General features: G+C 69.3%; 19 protein-coding genes. 15 read left to right on the top strand and 4 right to left on the bottom strand.

The genetic code is table 11. From position 1 onward, the window contains the following. Positions 1 to 79 precede the first annotated feature (79 nt). From B3K53_RS05920 to B3K53_RS05865, 12 genes are all read left to right on the top strand, one after another. A complete protein-coding gene (locus B3K53_RS05920) occupies positions 80 to 2,038 on the top strand; it encodes a TonB-dependent receptor plug domain-containing protein (protein ID WP_292083198.1) in 1,959 nt (652 codons plus the stop codon). A gap of 4 nt (positions 2,039 to 2,042) precedes the next feature. Then, positions 2,043 to 3,053, top strand: coding sequence for a threonine-phosphate decarboxylase CobD (cobD, locus tag B3K53_RS05915; protein WP_292083197.1), 1,011 nt, complete (start codon positions 2,043 to 2,045; stop codon positions 3,051 to 3,053). Further along, positions 3,050 to 3,910: an ABC transporter substrate-binding protein gene (locus B3K53_RS05910; protein ID WP_292083196.1), complete on the top strand. Its 861-nt coding sequence runs from the start codon at positions 3,050 to 3,052 to the stop codon at positions 3,908 to 3,910. The genes cobD and B3K53_RS05910 overlap by 4 nt, the downstream gene beginning before the upstream one ends. After that, entirely contained in the window at positions 3,907 to 4,893 is a 987-nt protein-coding gene (locus B3K53_RS05905; RefSeq protein ID WP_292083194.1) for a FecCD family ABC transporter permease, read from the top strand. Before B3K53_RS05910 ends, B3K53_RS05905 begins: the two co-directional genes overlap by 4 nt. Then, on the top strand, positions 4,890 to 5,666 hold the full coding sequence (locus B3K53_RS05900) for an ABC transporter ATP-binding protein (RefSeq protein WP_292083192.1): 777 nt from the start codon (positions 4,890 to 4,892) through the stop codon (positions 5,664 to 5,666). The genes B3K53_RS05905 and B3K53_RS05900 overlap by 4 nt, the downstream gene beginning before the upstream one ends. Beyond that, positions 5,656 to 6,600 carry an adenosylcobinamide-phosphate synthase CbiB gene (gene cbiB / locus B3K53_RS05895; protein ID WP_292083191.1) on the top strand — a complete coding sequence of 315 codons (945 nt, stop codon included), beginning with the start codon at positions 5,656 to 5,658 and terminating at the stop codon, positions 6,598 to 6,600. The genes B3K53_RS05900 and cbiB overlap by 11 nt, the downstream gene beginning before the upstream one ends. Beyond that, positions 6,588 to 7,637: a nicotinate-nucleotide--dimethylbenzimidazole phosphoribosyltransferase gene (cobT, locus tag B3K53_RS05890; RefSeq protein WP_292083190.1), complete on the top strand. Its 1,050-nt coding sequence runs from the start codon at positions 6,588 to 6,590 to the stop codon at positions 7,635 to 7,637. Before cbiB ends, cobT begins: the two co-directional genes overlap by 13 nt. Then, positions 7,634 to 8,401, top strand: coding sequence for an adenosylcobinamide-GDP ribazoletransferase (locus tag B3K53_RS05885; RefSeq protein WP_292083189.1), 768 nt, complete (start codon positions 7,634 to 7,636; stop codon positions 8,399 to 8,401). Before cobT ends, B3K53_RS05885 begins: the two co-directional genes overlap by 4 nt. Continuing rightward, positions 8,398 to 8,922, top strand: a complete 525-nt coding sequence (locus B3K53_RS05880) for a tyrosine phosphatase family protein (protein WP_292083188.1) — start codon at positions 8,398 to 8,400, stop codon at positions 8,920 to 8,922. The genes B3K53_RS05885 and B3K53_RS05880 overlap by 4 nt, the downstream gene beginning before the upstream one ends. After that, complete coding sequence (cobO, locus tag B3K53_RS05875; protein ID WP_292083186.1) at positions 8,922 to 9,530, top strand: cob(I)yrinic acid a,c-diamide adenosyltransferase; 609 nt, start codon at positions 8,922 to 8,924, stop codon at positions 9,528 to 9,530. Before B3K53_RS05880 ends, cobO begins: the two co-directional genes overlap by 1 nt. Beyond that, the gene (locus B3K53_RS05870; RefSeq protein WP_292083185.1) at positions 9,530 to 9,907 is read left to right on the top strand and encodes a DUF1636 domain-containing protein; all 378 of its coding nucleotides are present in this window, start codon (positions 9,530 to 9,532) and stop codon (positions 9,905 to 9,907) included. The genes cobO and B3K53_RS05870 overlap by 1 nt, the downstream gene beginning before the upstream one ends. 246 nt (positions 9,908 to 10,153) lie before the next feature. Beyond that, complete coding sequence (locus tag B3K53_RS05865; RefSeq protein ID WP_292083184.1) at positions 10,154 to 11,038, top strand: glycosyltransferase family 2 protein; 885 nt, start codon at positions 10,154 to 10,156, stop codon at positions 11,036 to 11,038. Here the strand turns inward: B3K53_RS05865 and B3K53_RS05860 are convergent. Together B3K53_RS05860 and B3K53_RS05855 are read right to left on the bottom strand one after the other, a co-directional pair. Next, positions 11,035 to 12,039 carry a glycosyltransferase gene (locus B3K53_RS05860; RefSeq protein WP_292083183.1) on the bottom strand — a complete coding sequence of 335 codons (1,005 nt, stop codon included), beginning with the start codon at positions 12,037 to 12,039 and terminating at the stop codon, positions 11,035 to 11,037. The two genes, B3K53_RS05865 and B3K53_RS05860, sit on opposite strands and share 4 nt — an antisense overlap. A 1-nt stretch (position 12,040) precedes the next feature. After that, positions 12,041 to 13,252 carry an O-antigen ligase family protein gene (locus B3K53_RS05855; RefSeq protein ID WP_292083182.1) on the bottom strand — a complete coding sequence of 404 codons (1,212 nt, stop codon included), beginning with the start codon at positions 13,250 to 13,252 and terminating at the stop codon, positions 12,041 to 12,043. 240 nt (positions 13,253 to 13,492) lie between these two features. Between B3K53_RS05855 and B3K53_RS05850 the strand changes: the two genes are divergently transcribed. Genes B3K53_RS05850 through B3K53_RS05840 form a run of 3 tightly spaced genes read left to right on the top strand, consistent with a single transcriptional unit; the run spans position 13,493 to position 16,607 of the window. Beyond that, positions 13,493 to 14,449 (top strand): glycosyltransferase family 2 protein, encoded by a 957-nt coding sequence (locus B3K53_RS05850; RefSeq protein ID WP_292083181.1) that lies wholly within the window; start codon positions 13,493 to 13,495, stop codon positions 14,447 to 14,449. Then, the gene (locus B3K53_RS05845) at positions 14,446 to 15,567 is read left to right on the top strand and encodes a glycosyltransferase (protein WP_292083180.1); all 1,122 of its coding nucleotides are present in this window, start codon (positions 14,446 to 14,448) and stop codon (positions 15,565 to 15,567) included. Before B3K53_RS05850 ends, B3K53_RS05845 begins: the two co-directional genes overlap by 4 nt. Next, on the top strand, positions 15,564 to 16,607 hold the full coding sequence (locus tag B3K53_RS05840; RefSeq protein ID WP_292083179.1) for a glycosyltransferase family 2 protein: 1,044 nt from the start codon (positions 15,564 to 15,566) through the stop codon (positions 16,605 to 16,607). Before B3K53_RS05845 ends, B3K53_RS05840 begins: the two co-directional genes overlap by 4 nt. Here the strand turns inward: B3K53_RS05840 and B3K53_RS05835 are convergent. Continuing rightward, positions 16,501 to 17,454, bottom strand: coding sequence for a glycosyltransferase family 2 protein (locus B3K53_RS05835; protein ID WP_292083178.1), 954 nt, complete (start codon positions 17,452 to 17,454; stop codon positions 16,501 to 16,503). The genes B3K53_RS05840 and B3K53_RS05835 overlap by 107 nt on opposite strands. Beyond that, a complete protein-coding gene (locus tag B3K53_RS05830) occupies positions 17,451 to 18,707 on the bottom strand; it encodes an O-antigen ligase family protein (protein WP_292083177.1) in 1,257 nt (418 codons plus the stop codon). Before B3K53_RS05830 ends, B3K53_RS05835 begins: the two co-directional genes overlap by 4 nt. Position 18,708: the final 1 nt, after the last annotated feature.

The following is an 18,708-nucleotide window of genomic DNA, read 5'->3' as shown; positions in this document are numbered from 1 at the left end:
AACCAGCCGCGTCAGCGGCCGCTTTCGCTCATCCGGGCGAAGGCCGGTCCGGCGCGGCGTCGTCATATGGAGAACCGGAATGAACCGGACCGCATTCGCCACCCTGGCCGCCGCCAGCCTTCTGGCCGCCGCCCCCGCCTTCGCCGCCGAAGTCACCGACCAGCAGGCCGCCGCGCCTGACGTGGCCGGCCGCGCCGGCGCCACAGCCGTGGCCGACGTCATCGTGACCGCCAACCGTTCGGCCCAGCCGGTCGAGCGTGTCGGGGCCTCGGTCACCGTCCTGACCCAGGCCGCCATCGACGCGCGCCAGACCCCCGCCGTGGCCGAGCTTCTGGCCCAGACGCCGGGCGTCAGCTTCACCCGCAACGGCGGCGTCGGCACCTCGACGGGCGTCAATATTCGCGGCGCCGAGAGCCAGCACACCGTCGTCCTGATCGACGGGGTCAAGCTGAACGACCCGTCCTCGACGCAGGGCGGATTCAACTTCGGCAACCTGCTGGTCGGCGATACGGCCCGTATCGAGGTGCTGCGCGGCGCCCAGTCGACCCTGTGGGGCAGCCAGGCCATTGGGGGCGTGGTCAACATCGTCACCGCTGAGCCGACCGAAGCGCTGCAAGGCAGCTTCGACGCCGAAGCCGGCGCGCGCGGCACCACCTATTTCCGTGGCGGCGTCGGCGGCGCCAACGACCGCTTGAGCTGGCGTCTGGCCGCCAGCCGCTATGACACCGACGGCTTCTCGGCCTTCGCCAAGGGGACCGAGGACGACGGCTACACCAACACCGGCCTGTCGGGCCGCCTGAACCTGAAGATCACGGACGCCGTCTCGCTGGACCTGCGCTCGGTCTGGTCGAATGGCCAGAACGACTTCGACGCCTTCAACGGCGACAGCCGCGAGTACGGCAAGACCAAGGAACTGGTCGGCTACGCCGGCCTCAACTTCGACCTGCTGGACGGCCGTTTCCGCAACCGGATCGGCTATGCCTACACCGACACCAACCGCCTCAACTACAATCCCGCGACTACGGTCCAGCCTCTGACCTTCGACGCGGCGGGCGAGAACCGCCGCTGGGAATATCAGGGCACGTTCGCCGTCACCGAGACGCTGAACACCACCTTCGGCATCGAGAGCGAGCGTTCGGAAATGCGTACGCGTTCGCCCTCAAGCTTCAACCTGAACCCGGCGTTTGCGCGCGGCGAAGCCGACCTCGACAGCGCCTATGCCCAGGTTCAGTGGACGGTGCTGGACGGTCTGACCCTGACCGGCGGCCTGCGCTACGATGACCACGCCCAGTATGGCGACAACCTGCTGGGTCAGGTCGCGGCGGCCTGGGCGCTGAACGACGGCGACACCGTCGTGCGCGCCAGCTGGGGCCAGGGCTTCCGCGCGCCGGGCCTGTATGAGCTCTACAGCGAATACGGCAATCTGACGCTGCAGCCGGAAGAGTTCGACAGCTGGGAAGTCGGCGTTGAGCAGCGCCTGTTCGACCGCGCCGTGGTGTCGGCGACCTACTTCAACCGTCAGGCCGACAACGAGATCCGCTACAACGGTTGCTCGACGCCCTCGACCGATCCGCTGTGCACCGTCAACGGCGTGGGCCGCTGGGGCTATTACCGCAACGTTCAGAAGACCGAGGCGCAAGGCGTCGAACTGATCGGGCGCGTGGACGTGACCGAGCGTTTGAATGTCAGCGCCAACTACACCTGGACCGACGCCAAGAGCGCCTCGGGCGCCACGGACGGCAAGCGCCTGACGCGTCGCCCCGAGCACATGGCCAACTTCGCCGCCGACTACGCCTGGCCGGTGGGTCTGAAGACCGGCGTGGCGGTGCGCTATGTGGGCGAGACCTTCAACAACGACGCCAACACCGTCGTCGTGGGCGAATACACCCTGGTCGACATCCGCGCCTCCTATCCGATCAACGACAACCTCGAAGTCTATGGTCGGATCGAGAACGCCTTGGACGAAGAGTATCAGACGGTCCTGAACTACGGCACGCCGGGGCAGGGCGTGTTCGGCGGCGTTCGCATCCGGTTCTGATCCCATGCATGACGCCGCGTTTGTGACGACGGCGACCCGGCACGGCGGCGGTCTGATGAAGGCCGCCGCCGCCTATCCCGACGCGCCGAGGCCCTGGTTGGACCTGTCCACCGGGATCAATCCCGAGCCGTGGCGCGGTCCGCGCGCCCCGGAGGCGGAGTTGAACCGTTTGCCCGATCCCGGCGCCCTGGCCGCGCTGGAGACGGCGGCGGCGTCCGCGTTCGGCAGTGCGACGGAGCGGACGGCGGCGGCAGCCGGGGCCGAGGCGGCGATCCGCCTTCTGCCCCTGCTGTTGGGCGTGCGCTCGGTCGAGATCGTCGGTCCGACCTACGGCGCCCATGCCGAGGCCTGGCGGGCGGCGGGCGTGGCGACGCGCCTGATCGCTCCCGATCAGGCGGCGACGTCGCAGGCGGGCGTGCTCGTCATCGTCAATCCGAACAATCCCGACGGCCGTCTGACCCGGCGGGCCGACCTGATCGCTATGGCGCGCGAGCGTTCGGCGGCGGGACGCTGGCTGGTGGTGGACGAGTCCTTCATCGAATGCGCGCCTGGCGACAGCGTGTCGGACCTGGTCGAACCCGGCTTGATCGTCCTGCGCTCGTTCGGCAAGTTCTATGGACTGGCGGGGGTGAGGCTGGGCTTCATGCTGGCCGCGCCGGGTCTGATTGCGCGTCTGCGCGCCCTGCTGGGCGACTGGCCCGTCGGGGCCGACGCCTTGATCATGGGGCGGGGGGCCTATGCCGACGCGGATTGGCGGCGGCGCACCGAGGCGGCCCTGGCCGAGCGGGCCGACCGGCTGGACGACGTCCTGTCGCGGGCCGGGTTCCATATCGTCGGCGGGACCAGCCTGTTCCGCATGACCCGCACGCCGCACGCGGCGCTCTGGTTCCAGCATCTGTGCCGCTTGGGCGTTCTGACCCGGCCCTTCGATCATACGCCGGACGGTCTGAGGTTCGGCGTGCCGAGCGAGCGCGACCTGCCGCGCCTGATGCGTGCGCTGGAGACCTTCGCATGAGGACGACGCGGCGACAGGCGCTGGCGGGCGCTCTGGCCGGCGCGGGGGCGGCCATGGTCGCCGGCCCGGCCGCGGCGGGGGCCGCCCCGCGACGGGTCGTGTCGCTGAACGCCTGTCTCGACGCCATTCTGGTTCATGTCGCCGACAGGGGGCAGATCGCGGCCCTCAGCCACTATGCGCGCGAGCCGGTCGGCTCGACCATTTCCGAGGTGGCCAGGACGCTGCCCTTCACCTGGGAGACAGCGGAAGAGGTCATCGCCCTGCGGCCTGATCTGGTGCTGACCAGTCGTCACAGCGCCCTGGCCACCCGCAACGCCCTGGGCCGCATGAACATCCCGACCGAACTGTTCGCCGTCCCCGACAGCGTGGCGGCCAGTCTGGATCAGGTGCGGGAGGTGGCCCGTCTGGTCGGTCGCCCGGCGCGGGGCGAGGCCCTGATCGCCCGTATCGAGGCCGCCATCGCCGCCGCCGCGCCGCCGCCCGGATCACGACCGTTGAAAGCCCTCGTCTATCAGCCCAACGGCTTCGCCGCCGGGCGCGGCACCCTGATGGACGAGATGATGTCCCGCGCCGGGTTCGAGAACGTCGCCGGGCGCTATGGCCTGGGCAAATGGGGCAATGTGCCGGTCGAGCGTCTGCTGGCGGATCCGCCGCAGGTCTTGCTTAGCGGCGTCCCCATTCAAGGATCGCGGACCTGGGCCGACCGGGTGATGCGTCACCCGGCCCTGGCCTCCCTGTCCGGTCGGATGGTGCAGGCGCAACTGGAAGAGAAGCTGCTCTACTGCGGCGGCCCGGTGCTGATCCAGACCGCCGCCGCCCTGGCTCAGGCGCGCCGCACGGCGCTGGAGGCCCTATGAAGACCTTACAGCGACCCTTGATCCTGATCGGGCTGCTGGCCCTGATCGCGGTCCTGTCCGTCGCCAGCATGAGCGCGGGGCGCGTCTGGGTGCCGTGGAGCGATTGGGCCAGCCGCCAGGGCGATCCCGCCTGGGCCATCCTGTTCGAACTGCGCCTGCCGCGCACTATTCTCGCCCTGATGGTCGGGGCGGTCCTGGGCCTGACGGGGGCGGCGTTGCAAGGCTACACGCGCAACCCTCTGGCCGATCCGGGGATGCTGGGGGTCTCGACCATGGCGGCGCTGGGCGCGGTGCTGACCTTCTATCTGGGCGCGGCGGCCAGCGGCCCCTGGGTCCTGCCCGGCGCGGCCATGATCGGGGCGGGCGCCGGAGTCATCCTGTTGATGGCGCTGGCGGGGGCGACCAGCAGCGTCGTCACCTTTATCCTCGCAGGCGTGGTGATCCAGACCATGGCCGGGGCCGGGGTGGCCTTGGCGCTGAACCTGGCCCCCAATCCCTGGGCGGTGAACGAGATCGTCAACTGGCTGATGGGGTCGCTGGCCGACCGCAGCGTCGTCGAACTCAAGCTGGCGGCGCCGGGCATGGTCCTGGGCTGCCTGCTGCTGATGACCCAGGGGCGGACGCTGGACGCCCTGACCCTGGGCGAAGCCGGGGCGCGCTCGCTGGGGGTTCGGCTGGACGTCGGGCGGTTGATGCTGGCGCTGGGCGCGGCTCTGGCGGTCGGGTCGGCGGTGGCGGTGACGGGGTCTATCGGTTTCGTCGGCCTGATCGTGCCGCATCTGCTGCGGCCCCTGATCGGGGCGCGGCCCGGCGGCCTGTTGCTGCCCTCCGCGCTGGGCGGGGCGGCGCTTGTTCTGGCGGCGGATATTCTGGTGCGGCTGACGCCGTCGGCGGCCGAGATCAAGCTGGGCGTGGCCATGGCGGCGCTCGGCGGGCCCTTCTTCCTGGCCCTGTTGATCGGCATGAGGAGGAAGCTGGCGTGAGCCTTCTGAGCGCGGAAAATCTGTCGATCAGTCTGGGCGACAAGGCGGTGCTGAGCGGCGTCGGCGCGGCCTTTGCGCCGGGACTGGTGACGGCGGTGGTGGGACCGAACGGGGCGGGCAAATCCACGTTGCTGGACTGTCTGGCGGCCTTGAGGAGGCCCGACGCCGGGCGGGTGACGCTGGACGAACGCCCCCTGCGCGACCTGCCGTCGCGAGAACGGGCGCGCCGTATCGCCTACCTGCCCCAGAACGCCGAGATCGCCTGGGCGGTGGATGGCCGCACCTTCATCGGTCTGGGCCGCACCCCCTGGGTCGGCGCCTGGGGGCTGACCGCCGAGGACCGGGCGGCGGTGGGCCGCGCCATGGCGGTGACGGGGGTAGAGGACTTTGCTGACCGGATCGTCTCGACCCTGTCAGGCGGCGAACGGGCGCGGGTCCTGATCGCGCGAGCCCTGGCGGGCGACCCGCAGTGGCTATTGGCCGACGAGCCTCTGGCGGGGCTGGACCCGGGCCATGTGCTGGATGCCTGCGACCTGTTCCGGCGGCTGGCGGATGAAGAGGGGCGGGGCGTCATCCTGACCCTGCACGACCTTGACGCGGCGCTGCGCGTGGCCGACCGGGTGATCGTTCTGGCCGAGGGGCGCGTCCTGGCGGATGCGCCGCCGCGCGAGGCCTTGTCTTCCCAGGTGCTGAAGGCGGCCTACGGCGTCGAGGCGCACACCCTGGCCGGCGTGCGCGGTCCGGTGCTGGAAATGGTCGGCCGTGCCCGCTAGCGCGCCGACGCCATGGATCGTCGCCGGAGCTCTCTTGCTTGAGGGCGCGATCGGCTGGCCGCGCCGCCTATCGCATCCGGTGGTTTGGGTCGGCGGTCTGATCGCGGGGATGGAGCGAGCCTGGAACGGCCCGGAGCGTTCGGGGAAGGCACGACGGGCGCTCGGCGTCGTGACCGTTCTGATCCTGACCGCCGTGGCGGGCGGCGCCGGGTGGGGATTGGAACGGCTGGCCGCGTCCGCGCCCTTCTGGCCGGGCTTGGCGATCGTCGTCATCTGGGGGGCGACGGGCCTGGCGGCGCGCAGTCTGTTTGATCACGTTCGCGCTGTCGCCAAGCCCCTGGCGTCAGGCGACCTTCCGGCTGCGCGTCTGGCGGTCAGCATGATCGTCGGCCGCGACGTCGAGGCGATGGACGAGGGCGGGGTCGCGACCGCCGCTCTGGAAAGCCTGGCCGAGAGCTTCTGCGACGGCGTGGTGGCGCCCGTCTTCTGGTTCGTGGTCGGCGGTTTGCCGGGGCTGTTCGTCTATAAGGCCGTCAACACCGCTGACAGCATGATCGGCCATATGGAGCCGCGCTGGCGCGCCTTTGGCTGGGCGGCCGCGCGGACTGACGATGTGATGAACTGGATTCCCGCCCGAATGGCGGGCTGCCTCATCGCGTTGGGCGGCTGGCAGGGCTGGCGGATCATGTGGCGCGACGCTCGCAAGCATGCCTCGCCCAATGCGGGTTGGACCGAGGCCGCCATGGCGGGGGCGCTGAGGGTGAGGCTGGGCGGGCCGGTTCGCTACGACGGGATCACCACCCACCGCCCTGACTTCGGCGACTGGGCGCCGCCGCGCGCCCATGATCTGCGACGTGGTCTTCGCGTCTATGGCGTCGCGTGCGCCGTCCTGATGTTGCTGTTGATCGCCGGAGGCGTCGTATGGCCGCGTTGAGGTTGACTGACCTGTTCGCCATTGCCTGGTTGGATCGGACCCTGGAGCCCGCCTTGCAGGCGGGGCTGGACGCCAAGGCCAAGCCGCCGGGCGCCCTGGGCCGGATCGAGGAACTGGCGTTGACGCTGGGCCTGATCCAGCGAGGGTTGAGACCCGCTGTCGAGCGTCCGGTCCTGCTGGTCTTCGCGGGGGACCACGGTCTGACGCGCTCGGGCGTGGCGGCCTTTCCGTCCGGCGTCACCGTGGCCATGGTCGACACCTTGCTGGCGGGCAAGGCCAGCGCCAACGCCTTCGCCCGCGTGGTCGGGGCCGAGGTTCGGGTGATCGATGCGGGCGTGGCGGCGGACCTTTCGGACCGGGTGAGGCTGATCCACGCCAAGATCGCGCCGGGCACGGCGGACGCCTCGGTCGCACCGGCCATGACGTCTGCTCAGGCCGAGGCGGCGCTGTTGGCCGGCGCACGGATGGCTGAAGACGCCATCGCCAGCGGCGCCGACCTGATCGCTCTGGGGGAGATGGGCATCGGCAACAGCGCCTCGGCGGCCCTGCTGATGCACCGACTTGGGCCCGCGCCGCTGGATGATTGCGTGGGCCAGGGGGCGGGTCATTCGCCGGAGGGCATGGCGCGAAAGCGCGCGGTTCTGGCTCAGGCGGCGGCGCGGTCGGACGCGAAGGCGCCGTTCGAGGTGCTGACCCAGTTCGGCGGCTATGAGATCGCCATGATGGCCGGGGCCGTGCTGGCGGCGGCGCGGGCAGGGGTTCCGGTTCTGGTTGACGGTTTCATCGGCACGGCGGCGGCGCTTCTGGCCGTTCGCCTGGCGCCCGCCGCGCGGGATTATTGCCTGTTCGCCCATGCCTCGGCCGAGGCGGGTCACCGGCTGATGCTGAAGGCCTTGAACGCCCGACCCTTGCTGGCGTTGGACATGAGGCTGGGCGAGGGGACCGGCGCCCTGCTGGCCGTGCCTCTGGTTCAGGCGGCCTGCGCCCTGCTGTCCGAGGTCGCGGAACTCTCCGATGTGCTGGAGGCGGCGGGATGATCCGGCAAGAAGCACGGCTGTTCGTCTGTGCGGTGCAGTTCCTGACCCGTATCCCGACGCCGCAACTGGCCGGCTTCCAGCCGGAATGGATCCAGCAGAGCGCGCGCTATTACCCGCTGGTGGGCCAGATCGTCGGTGGGCTGTCGGCCCTGATCCTCTATGGCGCGGCCCAGGTCTGGAGCCCGTGGATCGCGGCCCTGCTGGCCGTCGGCGCGGGGATCGCCCTGACCGGCGGCTTTCACGAGGACGGGCTGGCCGACACGGCGGACGGCCTCGGCGGCGGTCTGACCCGCGCGCGGCGGCTGGAGATCATGAAGGACAGCCGACTGGGCTCCTATGGCGCGCTGGCGCTGGGGCTGACGATGGCCTTGCGGGTGGCGGCGCTGGCCATGCTGACGCAGGCCTCGCCCCTGTTTGCGGCGGTCGCACTGCTGGCTGCGCATGGTTTGGGTCGTGCGGCGGCGGTCGCGGCCATGACGATCATGCCCTATGGCGGCGATCCCGGTATGGCCAAGGAGGGCAGGCCGGATCGCGCCTCGTGGGGCGGGCTGGCGGTGGCGGTTCTGATCGCCCTATGGCCCCTGGTCTTCTTCGCGCCGGTCACAGCGGCAGGGGGCGTGGCGCTGGGCCTGCTAACCGCCGCCGTTCCGGCCTGGCTGGCGTGGCGGCTGATCGGGGGCCGCACCGGCGATGTTCTGGGCGCCGTCGAGCAGGCGTTCGAGGTCGGCTTCCTGTTGGCCGTCGCCGGGCTGGCGGGCGGATGAAGCTGATCGTCGCCCCTCTGCACGAGGTCGCGGGCCTGGTGGCCGCGCATCAGCCGTCGCATCTGATCAGTCTGGCCTCGCCGGGTCATGTCGATGCGCCGCTGGCCCACGCGCCACCGTATCGTCTGGACCTGCGGTTCAACGACATCGCCGCGCCGCGCGAAGGGCTGACGCCGCCGAGCGACGCCGACATCGCCGCCCTACTGGCCTTCGCCGAGGGCTGGGACGGGACGCGACCCATGCTGATCCACTGCTGGGCGGGGGTCAGCCGTTCGACGGCGGCGGCCTATGTCGTCGCCTGCGCGAGCTCCGAAGGGGGTAGGGAACAGGCGTGGGCTGAGCACCTGCGCGCCGTCGCCCCGACCGCCACGCCCAACCCCCTGATCGTGGCCTTGGCCGACGATCTGTTGAACCGCGACGGCGACATGGTCCGCGCCGTCGCCGCTATCGGGCGCGGGGCCGAGACCGCCTGGGGCGCGCCTTTCGAACTGGACCTGTCGCCGCAAGGAGCCTCGCGCTGATGACCGAAGCCGATCTGAACACTCGCCACGCCGAGAAGATGAAGAAGGTTCAGGCCGCTCGCGCCCGGATGATGGCGAGCAAAACGGTCGAGCGGGGTCTGGTCATCGTCCACACCGGCGCCGGCAAGGGCAAGACGACGGCGGCCCTGGGCATGGTCTGTCGCATGATCGGCCACGGCATGAAGACGTCGATCATCCAGTTCATCAAGGGGGCGATGGAGACGGGCGAACAGAACCTGTTCGACGCCTTTCCCGATCTGGTCGAGATGCGGCCCATGGGCGAGGGCTTCACCTGGGACACTCAGGACCGCGCGGCCGACATCGCCAACGTCCGCCGCGCCTGGGACGCCGCCAGGGCCCGCATCATGGACCCGGACTGGAAGATGGTGGTTTGCGACGAGCTGAACATCGCCCTGCGCTACGACTATCTGCCGGTCGAGGAGGTGTTGGAGGTTCTGGCCGCGCGCCCGGCCGACACCCACGTCGTCATCACCGGCCGCAACGCCCCGCCCGAACTGATCGAGGCGGCGGATCTGGTCACCGACATGCAGATGGTGAAGCACCCGTTCCGCGGCGGGGTGAAGGCCCAGGCCGGGGTGGAGTTCTGATGCCGGCGCGTCTGGTGGTCTGCACGACCTGCCGCTTCTCGAGCGAGGAGCCGGTGGACGCCGCCGGCCTGACGGGCGGGCAGTTATTGTTCAATGCGGTTGAGGCCGCTGTCGCGGCTGTCGGCGCCGGTCAACTGCGGGTCGAGCCGCAGGCCTGCTTGTGGGCCTGCTCCAGTCACTGTTCTGTCTATCTGAGCCAGCCCGGCAAGCCTGCCTATCTGGCCGGACGTTTCGCGCCGACCGATCAGGACGCTCAGGCCATCATCGACTTCGCCCGTCTCTATGCAGACAGTCCGGAGGGGGCGGTGCCCTATCGGGACTGGCCGGAAGGCGTGAAGGGCCATTTCATCGCTCGTCTGCCCGCATATTCGGCCTGACGCGGCATCGATCCTGCCCATTTCCTTCAGGCAAGGCGCGAACCCTTGCGGGCAGTTAGGCGTTGCTCGGGAAGCAGGCCTTCATGCCGCCGCTTGCGGAGGCGCAGGAACGAGGGGAACGCCTTGGCTTACGTCATAGCCTTGCCCACCGTCCTGCTTCTGCTCGCCTGCTTTGCATGGCCTTCCATATCGTCGCGGCTCAAGCGTCGGTCGCGGCGGCGTAACAACCGGTACTGGCGCTGATCGATGGGGGCGCCTTTTCTTGTCGACGTCTGCGTCTGTACGTTCCGACGACCGAGCTTGGCGGCGACCCTGGCTTCATTAAAGGCGCAGACGCTGCCGGCTGATCGCTTTCGGATCATCGTTGCGGACAATGATCATGAGCCCAGCGCGCGGGCCTTGGTCGAGCAGGCGCTCCAGGCCTGGGGCGGTTTCCTCTATCTCCATGCGCCGGCTCGCAACATCTCGGTGGCGCGCAACGCCTGCATCGACGTCGCCACGGCCGACTATGTCGCCTGGATCGATGACGACGAGGTGGCGGATCCCGACTGGCTGGAACGTCTGATCGAGGCCCTCGAAGAAAACGACTGTGACGCCGTGTTCGGCTCTGTTCACGCTCTCTATCCGGACGATGCGCCGCCCTGGAGCGTGTCCGCTGACCTCCACTCCATCCGCCCGGTGCAGACGCGGTGGGGCGTCGATACCGGCTTTACGTCGAACGCTTTGGTGAAGCGCGCTGTAATCGGCGAGCGACGCTTCGACCCGGACCTGGGACGGTCCGGCGGCGAAGACACGGACTTCTTCACTCGCCTGCACGCCGACGGGGCGCGGTTCGCGGCGGCGCCCGGGGCCGTGGTCCGGGAGACGGTGGGGCAGGAAAGGCTTCGCCTGTCGTGGCTGCTGAGCCGCGCCTTCCGTTCCGGTCAGACGCACGCGCGGCGGCATCTGACGCCGGGAAGCCGACGAGTGATGCAGGCCGGGTTCGCCCTGGCCAAGGCCTGCGCCTGCGCCGCGATGGCGCTGCTCCGTCTCGCCAGTCCGGCGGGGTGGCGACGGGCGCTCACGCGCGGGGCGCTTCATGTCGGCGTGGTGGCGCGTCTGGCGGGCGTGCGCGAAGGACAGCTGTACTAGACGGCGCTTGCGCATACCTGTTCATAGAGCGACAGATAAAGGCGTCCTGACGCCTCCAGCCCCAGGGTTTCCTCGACATAGGCGCGCGGCTGGAACGTCTCGCGTCGGGCCCAGAAGGCGTCGAAACCCGCCTCCATGTCCTGGAGTTTGAATAGGGCGCCGCAACGGTCGTCGAAATAGGGCGCGGTGCTGACCGCCAGGCCGGGCGGTGCGCGGGCGGCCAGGATGGGGTCGACCAGTTCGCCCTCGTCCCACGCGAAGACCGGCAGGCCGGACGCCAGGGCTTCCTGATAGGCGATGCCCTGGGTTTCGTGCTCGCACAGGAAGATCATGGCCCGGCTACGGGCCAGGGCGGACCGGAAATCAGCGATATGGTGCGCGCCGTACCGCACAACCTCCCAGTTCAGGCCGCGCGCCTTCAGATGGGCCTGACATCGCTCAAGAACGGCCGGCACGCGCTCATCACGGAACCAGCGGATCTTGTCATAGATCACCACATCCGTGGTCTTGGGCCGGGACGACAGATCGGGCCAGGCCGCAGTGTCGATGCCGGCGAACCAGAGGGCGGATTTCTGGCCGACCCAATGTTGATTGAAGTCGATCGCCCATTGCGACGGCTGGATCAGCAACTTGAAGCGCGACAGGCCCGCCACGCGCGCGGCCTCCTCGCACAGGCCGTAGTCGCCGGGACCGAAGATGACGGGGTTGGGCAAATCCACCTTGGCCAGGACCGAGGGGTAGCCTGCGACGCCGATGGGTTGTTTTGGATTCCGGCGGGCGGCGGCGAAGTCATTGACGCGGACGCGCCAGCCGACAGCTTCTAGGGATTTCTTGAGGCCGAGGAAGGCGGTGTAGAAACCAGTGTGGGTCTGCTTGCGCCTCAAGCTTCTCCAGGCGAAGCGCGCGCCGCGCCGCACATGGGAACAGGTCTGTCCCACCAGTCCCGGCGCGGCCCTGAGCTCATAGCCGTCGTAGAACAGCAGCATGGTGCGCGGCGGCATCCTAGCCATATCCGGGCCGAGGCGAGGGAGTCTGTCTCCGAAGATGGATCAGGCCGTAGGCGACCGCCGCCACGATGATCACCGTCGAGGAGTTGAACGGGCCGAACAGGTTCTCGACCTTGGCGCGCGCGGCGAAAACGACGCCGATCGAGGCGAGGAAGAGCCAGCCGGGCGTGCTGACGGGCGACATGGCGCGCAGCACGGTCCGCGCCAGGCCCGTGAACATGACGACGGCGATCAGTCCGCCGCCCGCATAGCCGAAATCGACCAGCCATTCGCGATAGTTGTCGTGGAAGCTGAAGCCCGCGCCGCTGGTCAGTCCGGCCCAACGCAGCAGGCCGATGGTCTCGGCCCCGCTGCCGAGCCAGGTGGAGCGGAAACCGTGCCCTAGAAGCGGTCGGTCGGCGATCAACCGGTCGGCATAGGCCCAAAGGTAGTCTCGCCCCGTCAGGCCCACATCTTTGTGCAGGACGTTGACGACGAAGTCCTCCCACATCGCGACCAGATCCGCCCGGAGCATCCACAGGGGCACGGCGAAGGCCAGCAGACACAGAACCAGCAGGACGCGGATCGCCGGCGGGGTCCGCGCGGCCAACGTCAGAATGACGAAGACTCCCGCGAACATCAGGGTCGCGAGAACGGCGCCGGCGGAAAAGCCGGTCAGCAGGACGAACAGGGCCGTGGCGCCGACCGGCAGGGTCGAAAGGCGCAGCCATCGCGGCTGCGATCCGTCCACCGCCAGGGCCAGACCGCTGCACAGCAGCAGGTGGGTCAGCCCGCCCATCTCGTTCTTGGAGCCCAGGACGCCGATCAGGACAGGCCCCGCCAATGATGGTCCCTGGCGGCCCGAGAGCAGGCAGAGGGTCAGGATGACGGTGCTGCTGAGGAAGACGGCGCGCATGAAGCCGTCCGGTCTCTGGACGCTGACCATCAGGACGGCGGCCAGGATGGTGATCCCGAGCTGTGATCCATAGCGAAGGCTGACCGAGGGAGCGGTCGACCACAGGGCGGACAAGACGGCCAGGGCGGCGACGAGCAGCAGTGGCCAGCACTGAAACACGCCCGCCATGCTCTCGCGTGGCTTCAGCACGACCAGGGCCGCTGCGCAGACCATGATCATCAGCGGCGCGATGGGCCCGAAGCCGCCCAGCCAGGTCGCGGTCAGCAGAAGGGCGGAAGCCGCGCCGGCCAACAGATCGACCGGAGGGGCCAAGCGCGCCCGCGCGGGCCATCGCTCCCTTCTCGCTTCGATCAAGGTCCCAGCCCGCATCGCGATCCTCGCCACCCAGCCACGGCCCGATTTTGCGGGCAGAAGCGCCAGTAAAGCGCGGCCGCGCCCGGGCGGGTTGCATGACACAGAGAGAATTCGCACGACGTGATAGGCTGAACCTCGGTAAAGTCCTCGCCGGCGGCTCAGGAATTGCTTGGGCTGGGGTCTGGAAGTGGAGGTCGGATGCAGCCTTCGTCAGTCTCGCCGGTTCGCGTCAGCGTGATCATGCCGGCCAGGAACGCCGCGCCCTTCATCGACGAAGCGCTCCGGTCTGTCCGGGAGCAGTCGATGGCTGACCTCGAGATCCTGGTCATCGATGACGGCTCGTCCGACTCCACGCCCGTGATCGTCGAAGGCCATGCTCGCGAGGATGATCGTGTCCGCCTCTTGCGCGGCGCGGGGCGGGGACCGGCGGCGGCGCGCAACATCGGCCTGTCCGCGGCGAAGGGCGCCTGGGCGGCGATGGTGGATGCGGACGACCTGATCCTGCCGGATCGCCTGCAACGGCTGCTGGACGGGGCCGAAACCGCGGGCGCGCAGATCGCCGCCGACAATCTGATGGCTTTCCATGACGACGGCAGGGTTGATCACGTCTGGCTGGCGGGGCCGTTATGGGCGCAGACGCGACGGCTCGACCTGGCGACCTTCCTCGCGTGCGGCGAAGCGACGGGCCGTGACGAGGGCCTGGGCTATCTGAAGCCGATTTTCCGACTGGACTGGCTGAGAGGGAAAGACCTGCTGTACGACCAAAGCCTGACTATAGGCGAAGACTTCGACTTCGTGTCGCGGGCCCTGGCGGCAGGCGCCGTCTATGTCTTTCAGCCGTTCGCGGGCTATCGCTATCGGCGACGGTCCGGCTCTGTTTCTCATCGGGTTTCCGCCGCTCAGTTGGAGGCCATGATCGCCGCCGCGCGACGGTTGGCGGCCAAACTCGACGGCGATGCGCGCCGCGAAATGGATGGGCGGATCGCGCGGATGGAGGAGGACCGACATTTCGTCGTCCTCGTCGAGCGGCTGAAAGCCGGGGATGTTTGGGCGATGGGGCCTCTGGCGCAGTCGCGGGAACAAAGGGCCCGTTTCGGCCGGGCCTTGGCCGAGGGTCTGGCCCGCCGCCTTCGGCCGCAACGGTCTCCGGCATGACGACCGATCCGACCATCCTCTATCTGGTTCATGACCTGAATGACGCCGCCGTGGCGCGCCGCGTCAGGATGTTGCGTGACGGCGGCGCGGCCCTGGTTCTGGCGGGGTTTCACCGGGGAGCCGCGCCATGCGAGGTCGAAGGCGTCGAGGCTGTTCCTCTGGCCCAGACCTTCGACGGCGCCCTGCGCCAGCGGATGCTCGCGGTAGTGGCCCAGGCGGCGCGGCCATGGCGGCTGATGAAGCTGGCGCGGCGCGCCGATGCGGTGATGGCGCGCAATCTGGAAATGCTGCTGCTGGCGCAGGTGGCGCGCGCGGGACGCGGGATGCCGCTGACCTACGAATGCCTCGATGTCCATCGGTCTTTGCTGGGGCGAGGGTGGCGCTCTCGGCTGCTGCGCGGGCTGGAGAACCGGCTGCTGCGGAGTGTGGATCAGATCATCGTCAGTTCGCCCGCCTTTGCGTCCGACTACTTCGCCCATCGGCGCGGCTCGGCGTCGGTGAGGGTGGTGGAGAACAAGGTCTATGCCCCGCGCGGCGACCCCAAGCCTGAAGGTGAGATCCCGCCGGGGCCGCCGTGGCGCATCGGCTGGTTCGGCATGATCCGCTGCCGCCGCAGTCTGGCCATGCTCGCCCGGCTGGCCGAGACCTTGCCTGGACGGGTGGAGGTGGAGGTCCGGGGCCGCCCGTCGCCGGCGGTGTTCAAGGACATCGAGGCCCTGACGGCCACCATGCCGGGCGTCAGCTTCATGGGGTCCTACGAGGCCGGGAATCTGCCCGCTCATTACGACGGGGTCCATTTCGCCTGGGGGTTAGACTTCTTTGAGGAGGGGCTCAATTCGCGCTGGCTCCTGCCGAACCGGCTCTATGAGGGCGGAGCACGCGACCGCCCTATCATCGCCCAGGCCGACGTCGAGACCGGGCGCTGGCTGGCGCAGCGCGGCTGCGGCGTGCTGTTGCACGACGTGGAGGCTGACCTGCTTCGGTTCTTCGAGGGGCTGACGGCGGCGGGCTATGGTGATTTGGTCCAGCGATCGGCGGCCGTGCCGCGCGGCGACCTGATCGCCGACGCTGAGGACAGTCGGGCCCTGGTCGATCTGGTGACGGGACGGGGCGAATGAGCCGGCAGACCTTGGGACCGCTGATCGTCGTGCCCTGCCTGAACGAGGCGGCTCATTTACCCCATCTACTTAGGCGGTTGCTGGCCGATCCGGGCGCCGAGAAAGCGCTGGTCGTGGTGGCGGACGGCGGCAGCGCCGACGGCAGCCAGAGGATCGTGGCCGAGATCGCGCTTTACGAGAGCAGATTGAGACTGATCGACAACTTGTTGAAAATTCAAGGCTCGGGCGTCAACGCCGCCGTTCGGCGTTTCGGCGAGGGACGGCGGTTTCTGGTGCGGATCGACGCCCATGCCGACTATCCGGCCGACTATGTGGCCCGCCTGCTTCAGGCCGCCGAGGCTACCGACGCCGCATCGGTGGTGGTCCCCCTGGCCTCGCGGGGCAAGGGCTGTTTCCAGGTCGCCGCCGCCGTGGCGCAGAACTCGAGGATCGGCACAGGCGGGGCGGTCCACCGTGTCGGCGGCGCCAGCGGCTGGATCGACCACGGTCACCATGCTCTGATGCGGATCGAGGATTTCGTCGCCGTCGGCGGCTATGACGAAGGCTTCAGCCACAATGAGGACGCCGAGCTGGATCTTCGACTGGTTCAGGCAGGCGGCCGCATATGGATGCAGGCGGACCTGGCCGTCGGCTATTATCCGCGGGCCACGCCCGGCGCGCTGTTCCGTCAGTATGTTCACTACGGCCAGGGACGGGCCCGGACGGTGCGTCGGCATCGGACCCCGCTCAAGTTGCGACAGGCGGCGCCGCTGGCCGTCGCGCCTGCTGTCGCGCTCGCCGCCCTTTCGGCGCCTCTGACGCCATTGAGCAGCGTCGCCGCGCTGGGGGGGCTTCCAGCGGCGGTCTGGGCGGGCGTCTGCCTTGCGGCGGGAGCCTGGGCCGGGATGAAGTCGCACTCGGTCTGCGGGCTGGCGTCGGGTTTCGCCGCCATGATTATGCATCTGGGCTGGTCGTTGGGATTTCTGAGCCAGACCATCCGACCCGCCGGGCGCTTCTTAGCCAGGCCTGTTCCGCCAGTCGCGCGATCAGGGACAGGCTGACGCGGGGCGAGGTGAAGGCGCTGAGGCCGCGCCCCGGATCGCGGGCCTTCACCGCTTCGATCAGCCGTCGCCACTGGACGCGGGCGTCGATGCTCTGATGGTGGGCGCGGATCGCGCGGCGTTCGGGCGGTGTGAAGCAGCGAAGACCGGCCAGCCGCAGGTCACAGTCCCGGAGCGCCTCCAGATCAGCTACGTCGTGGCGGGCGCTGAGGGAGTCCACGCGCGTCACGGCGCAATAGCCCATGGGCGGCAGCAGGTGCAGGCGCGCCCCCAGGGCCAGGGCGCGGGCGTAGAGGTCGTAGTCCTCGCCCAGCCGCATCCCTTCGTCATAGGCAAGGGCGTGAGCTGCGAGGAAATCCCGTTTCATCAGGGGCTTGATGAAGCCCATCTCCTCACGGGAGCGGCCCGGCCGGGTGATGTTGGCGCGAACGAATTGCTCGAAACTGACCTGCTCGGGCGCGGCCTGATCCTGCCTGACCCAGGCCGCGTCGTCGCGCAGGGGCCGGTCGGCGATCAACTCGGCCTCGCCGCCGGCGCGCAGCATCCGACCGATCCGACCGGGCAGGAAATGATCGTCCGCGTCAAGCACGCAGACCCAATCCGCTGTCGTCAACGACAGGGCCTGATTGCGGGCGGCGGCGGGGCCGTGATTGACCGACAGGGCCAGCATTCGGAGCCGTCCGGAACCGTCGTCATGGCGGCGCGCCTCCGCCGCTGTCGCATCTTGGGAGGCGTCGTCCACGACCCAGACTTCCGCGACCTCGGGCTCGGCGAGGGCGGAACGCACCGCGCCCCCGATGGTCCGGGCGGCGTCATGGGCGGCGATGACGACGGCGACGCTGGTCATGTGGCCGCCTTCGGCCCGCGCTTCTGATCAGGACGCACGGCGATACCTGTCTGAAGGCCGAGCAGCAGCGCCCACATCATGGCCACGGATGGAATCTGGAGCGGATAGTCCACCAGCCCTTGCAGCAGAAAGACCAGGTCGACGGCGAAGAAGGGGGCGAGGCTCTGGAAGGCGCCGCGCGTCGCGCCCTTCACCGCGACGGCCAGAAGGCAGGCGAGCGTGGCGAACATCAGGACGGCGCCGATGAGCCCGCCCTCGACCAGCCATTGCAGATAGACATTGTGGACGGCGCGGATGTTCCACAGGGCGTCATAGGTGTCCGGCGTTACGGACATCTTGGCCAGGATCGGCGCCGAGCCGAGGCCGAATCCGTACAGGGGCGATTGCAGGAAGGCCGATCCATAGGCGCTCCATATGGCCCAGCGGTCGGCCGCATCGAGGCTCGTGTCCGCCAGCCGGCTCAGGACGGTGCGATCCGTGGCGAAGGCCAGCAACGCCAGACCGACGCCGCCGACGACGCCTGCACCCGCGATCCAGGCCCGCTTCTCCGGACGGGCTCGCCAGAACCGGGCGCCGACCAGCAAGGGGCCAAGCGCGACCGCAAGGGCCAAGGCCGAGCGCGAAGCCGTCAGACTCAGGCAGAGGGCGAGCAGGGCGGCGTAGGCGGCGTAGGGCGCGGCGCGGATAGCCCTGTCCAACGGGCGACCGCGCCGTTGGGTCAGTGGTCGGGCGGCTCGCCCCAGCGCCAGAAGGAAAAGACAGAGCAGAAGACATCCAGCCGTGTTCGGACTGACGAACAGGCCGCTGAGGCGAGCCTGGCCGTTGATCAGAAACCCGCCCAGGGCCGCCAGTGTCCAGACGAGACCCAAAGCGAGGATCAGATTGACCGCTCGGCGCGCCTGCAGCGCCTCGCTCCCGATCTGGAAACCGCAGATGACGGCGGCGGCGAGCCCGACCAGCTTGATCAACTCCAACTGGGTCTGGTCCGGGGCGATGGCGACGCGCGATGATCCGACGAGGGCGGCCAGAGGCCCTTGCAGCAGACGCGAGGACGGCGCCCAGGCTGTCCAGACGACGAAGGCCAGAAGCGCGACGAAACAGACCGCCGCCGCATAGAGCGGGCGGTAGTCCAGCGACCGGCCGAGCGTCCCGCGCCAGACGGTCACGCCCGCCGCCGACATCGCGGCGATCAGGATCAGACCGGCCTGGGCGCTGGTGGCTCCACCGAGGCCATGCGCGACAAAGACCGTCAAG

The sequence above is a fragment of the Brevundimonas sp. UBA7506 genome (genome assembly GCF_002479495.1).
In the GTDB taxonomy this organism is placed as follows: Bacteria; Pseudomonadota; Alphaproteobacteria; order Caulobacterales; family Caulobacteraceae; genus Brevundimonas.
Note: the sequence above shows the minus strand (reverse complement) of the source record. Positions and strands in the feature narration are given on the sequence as shown.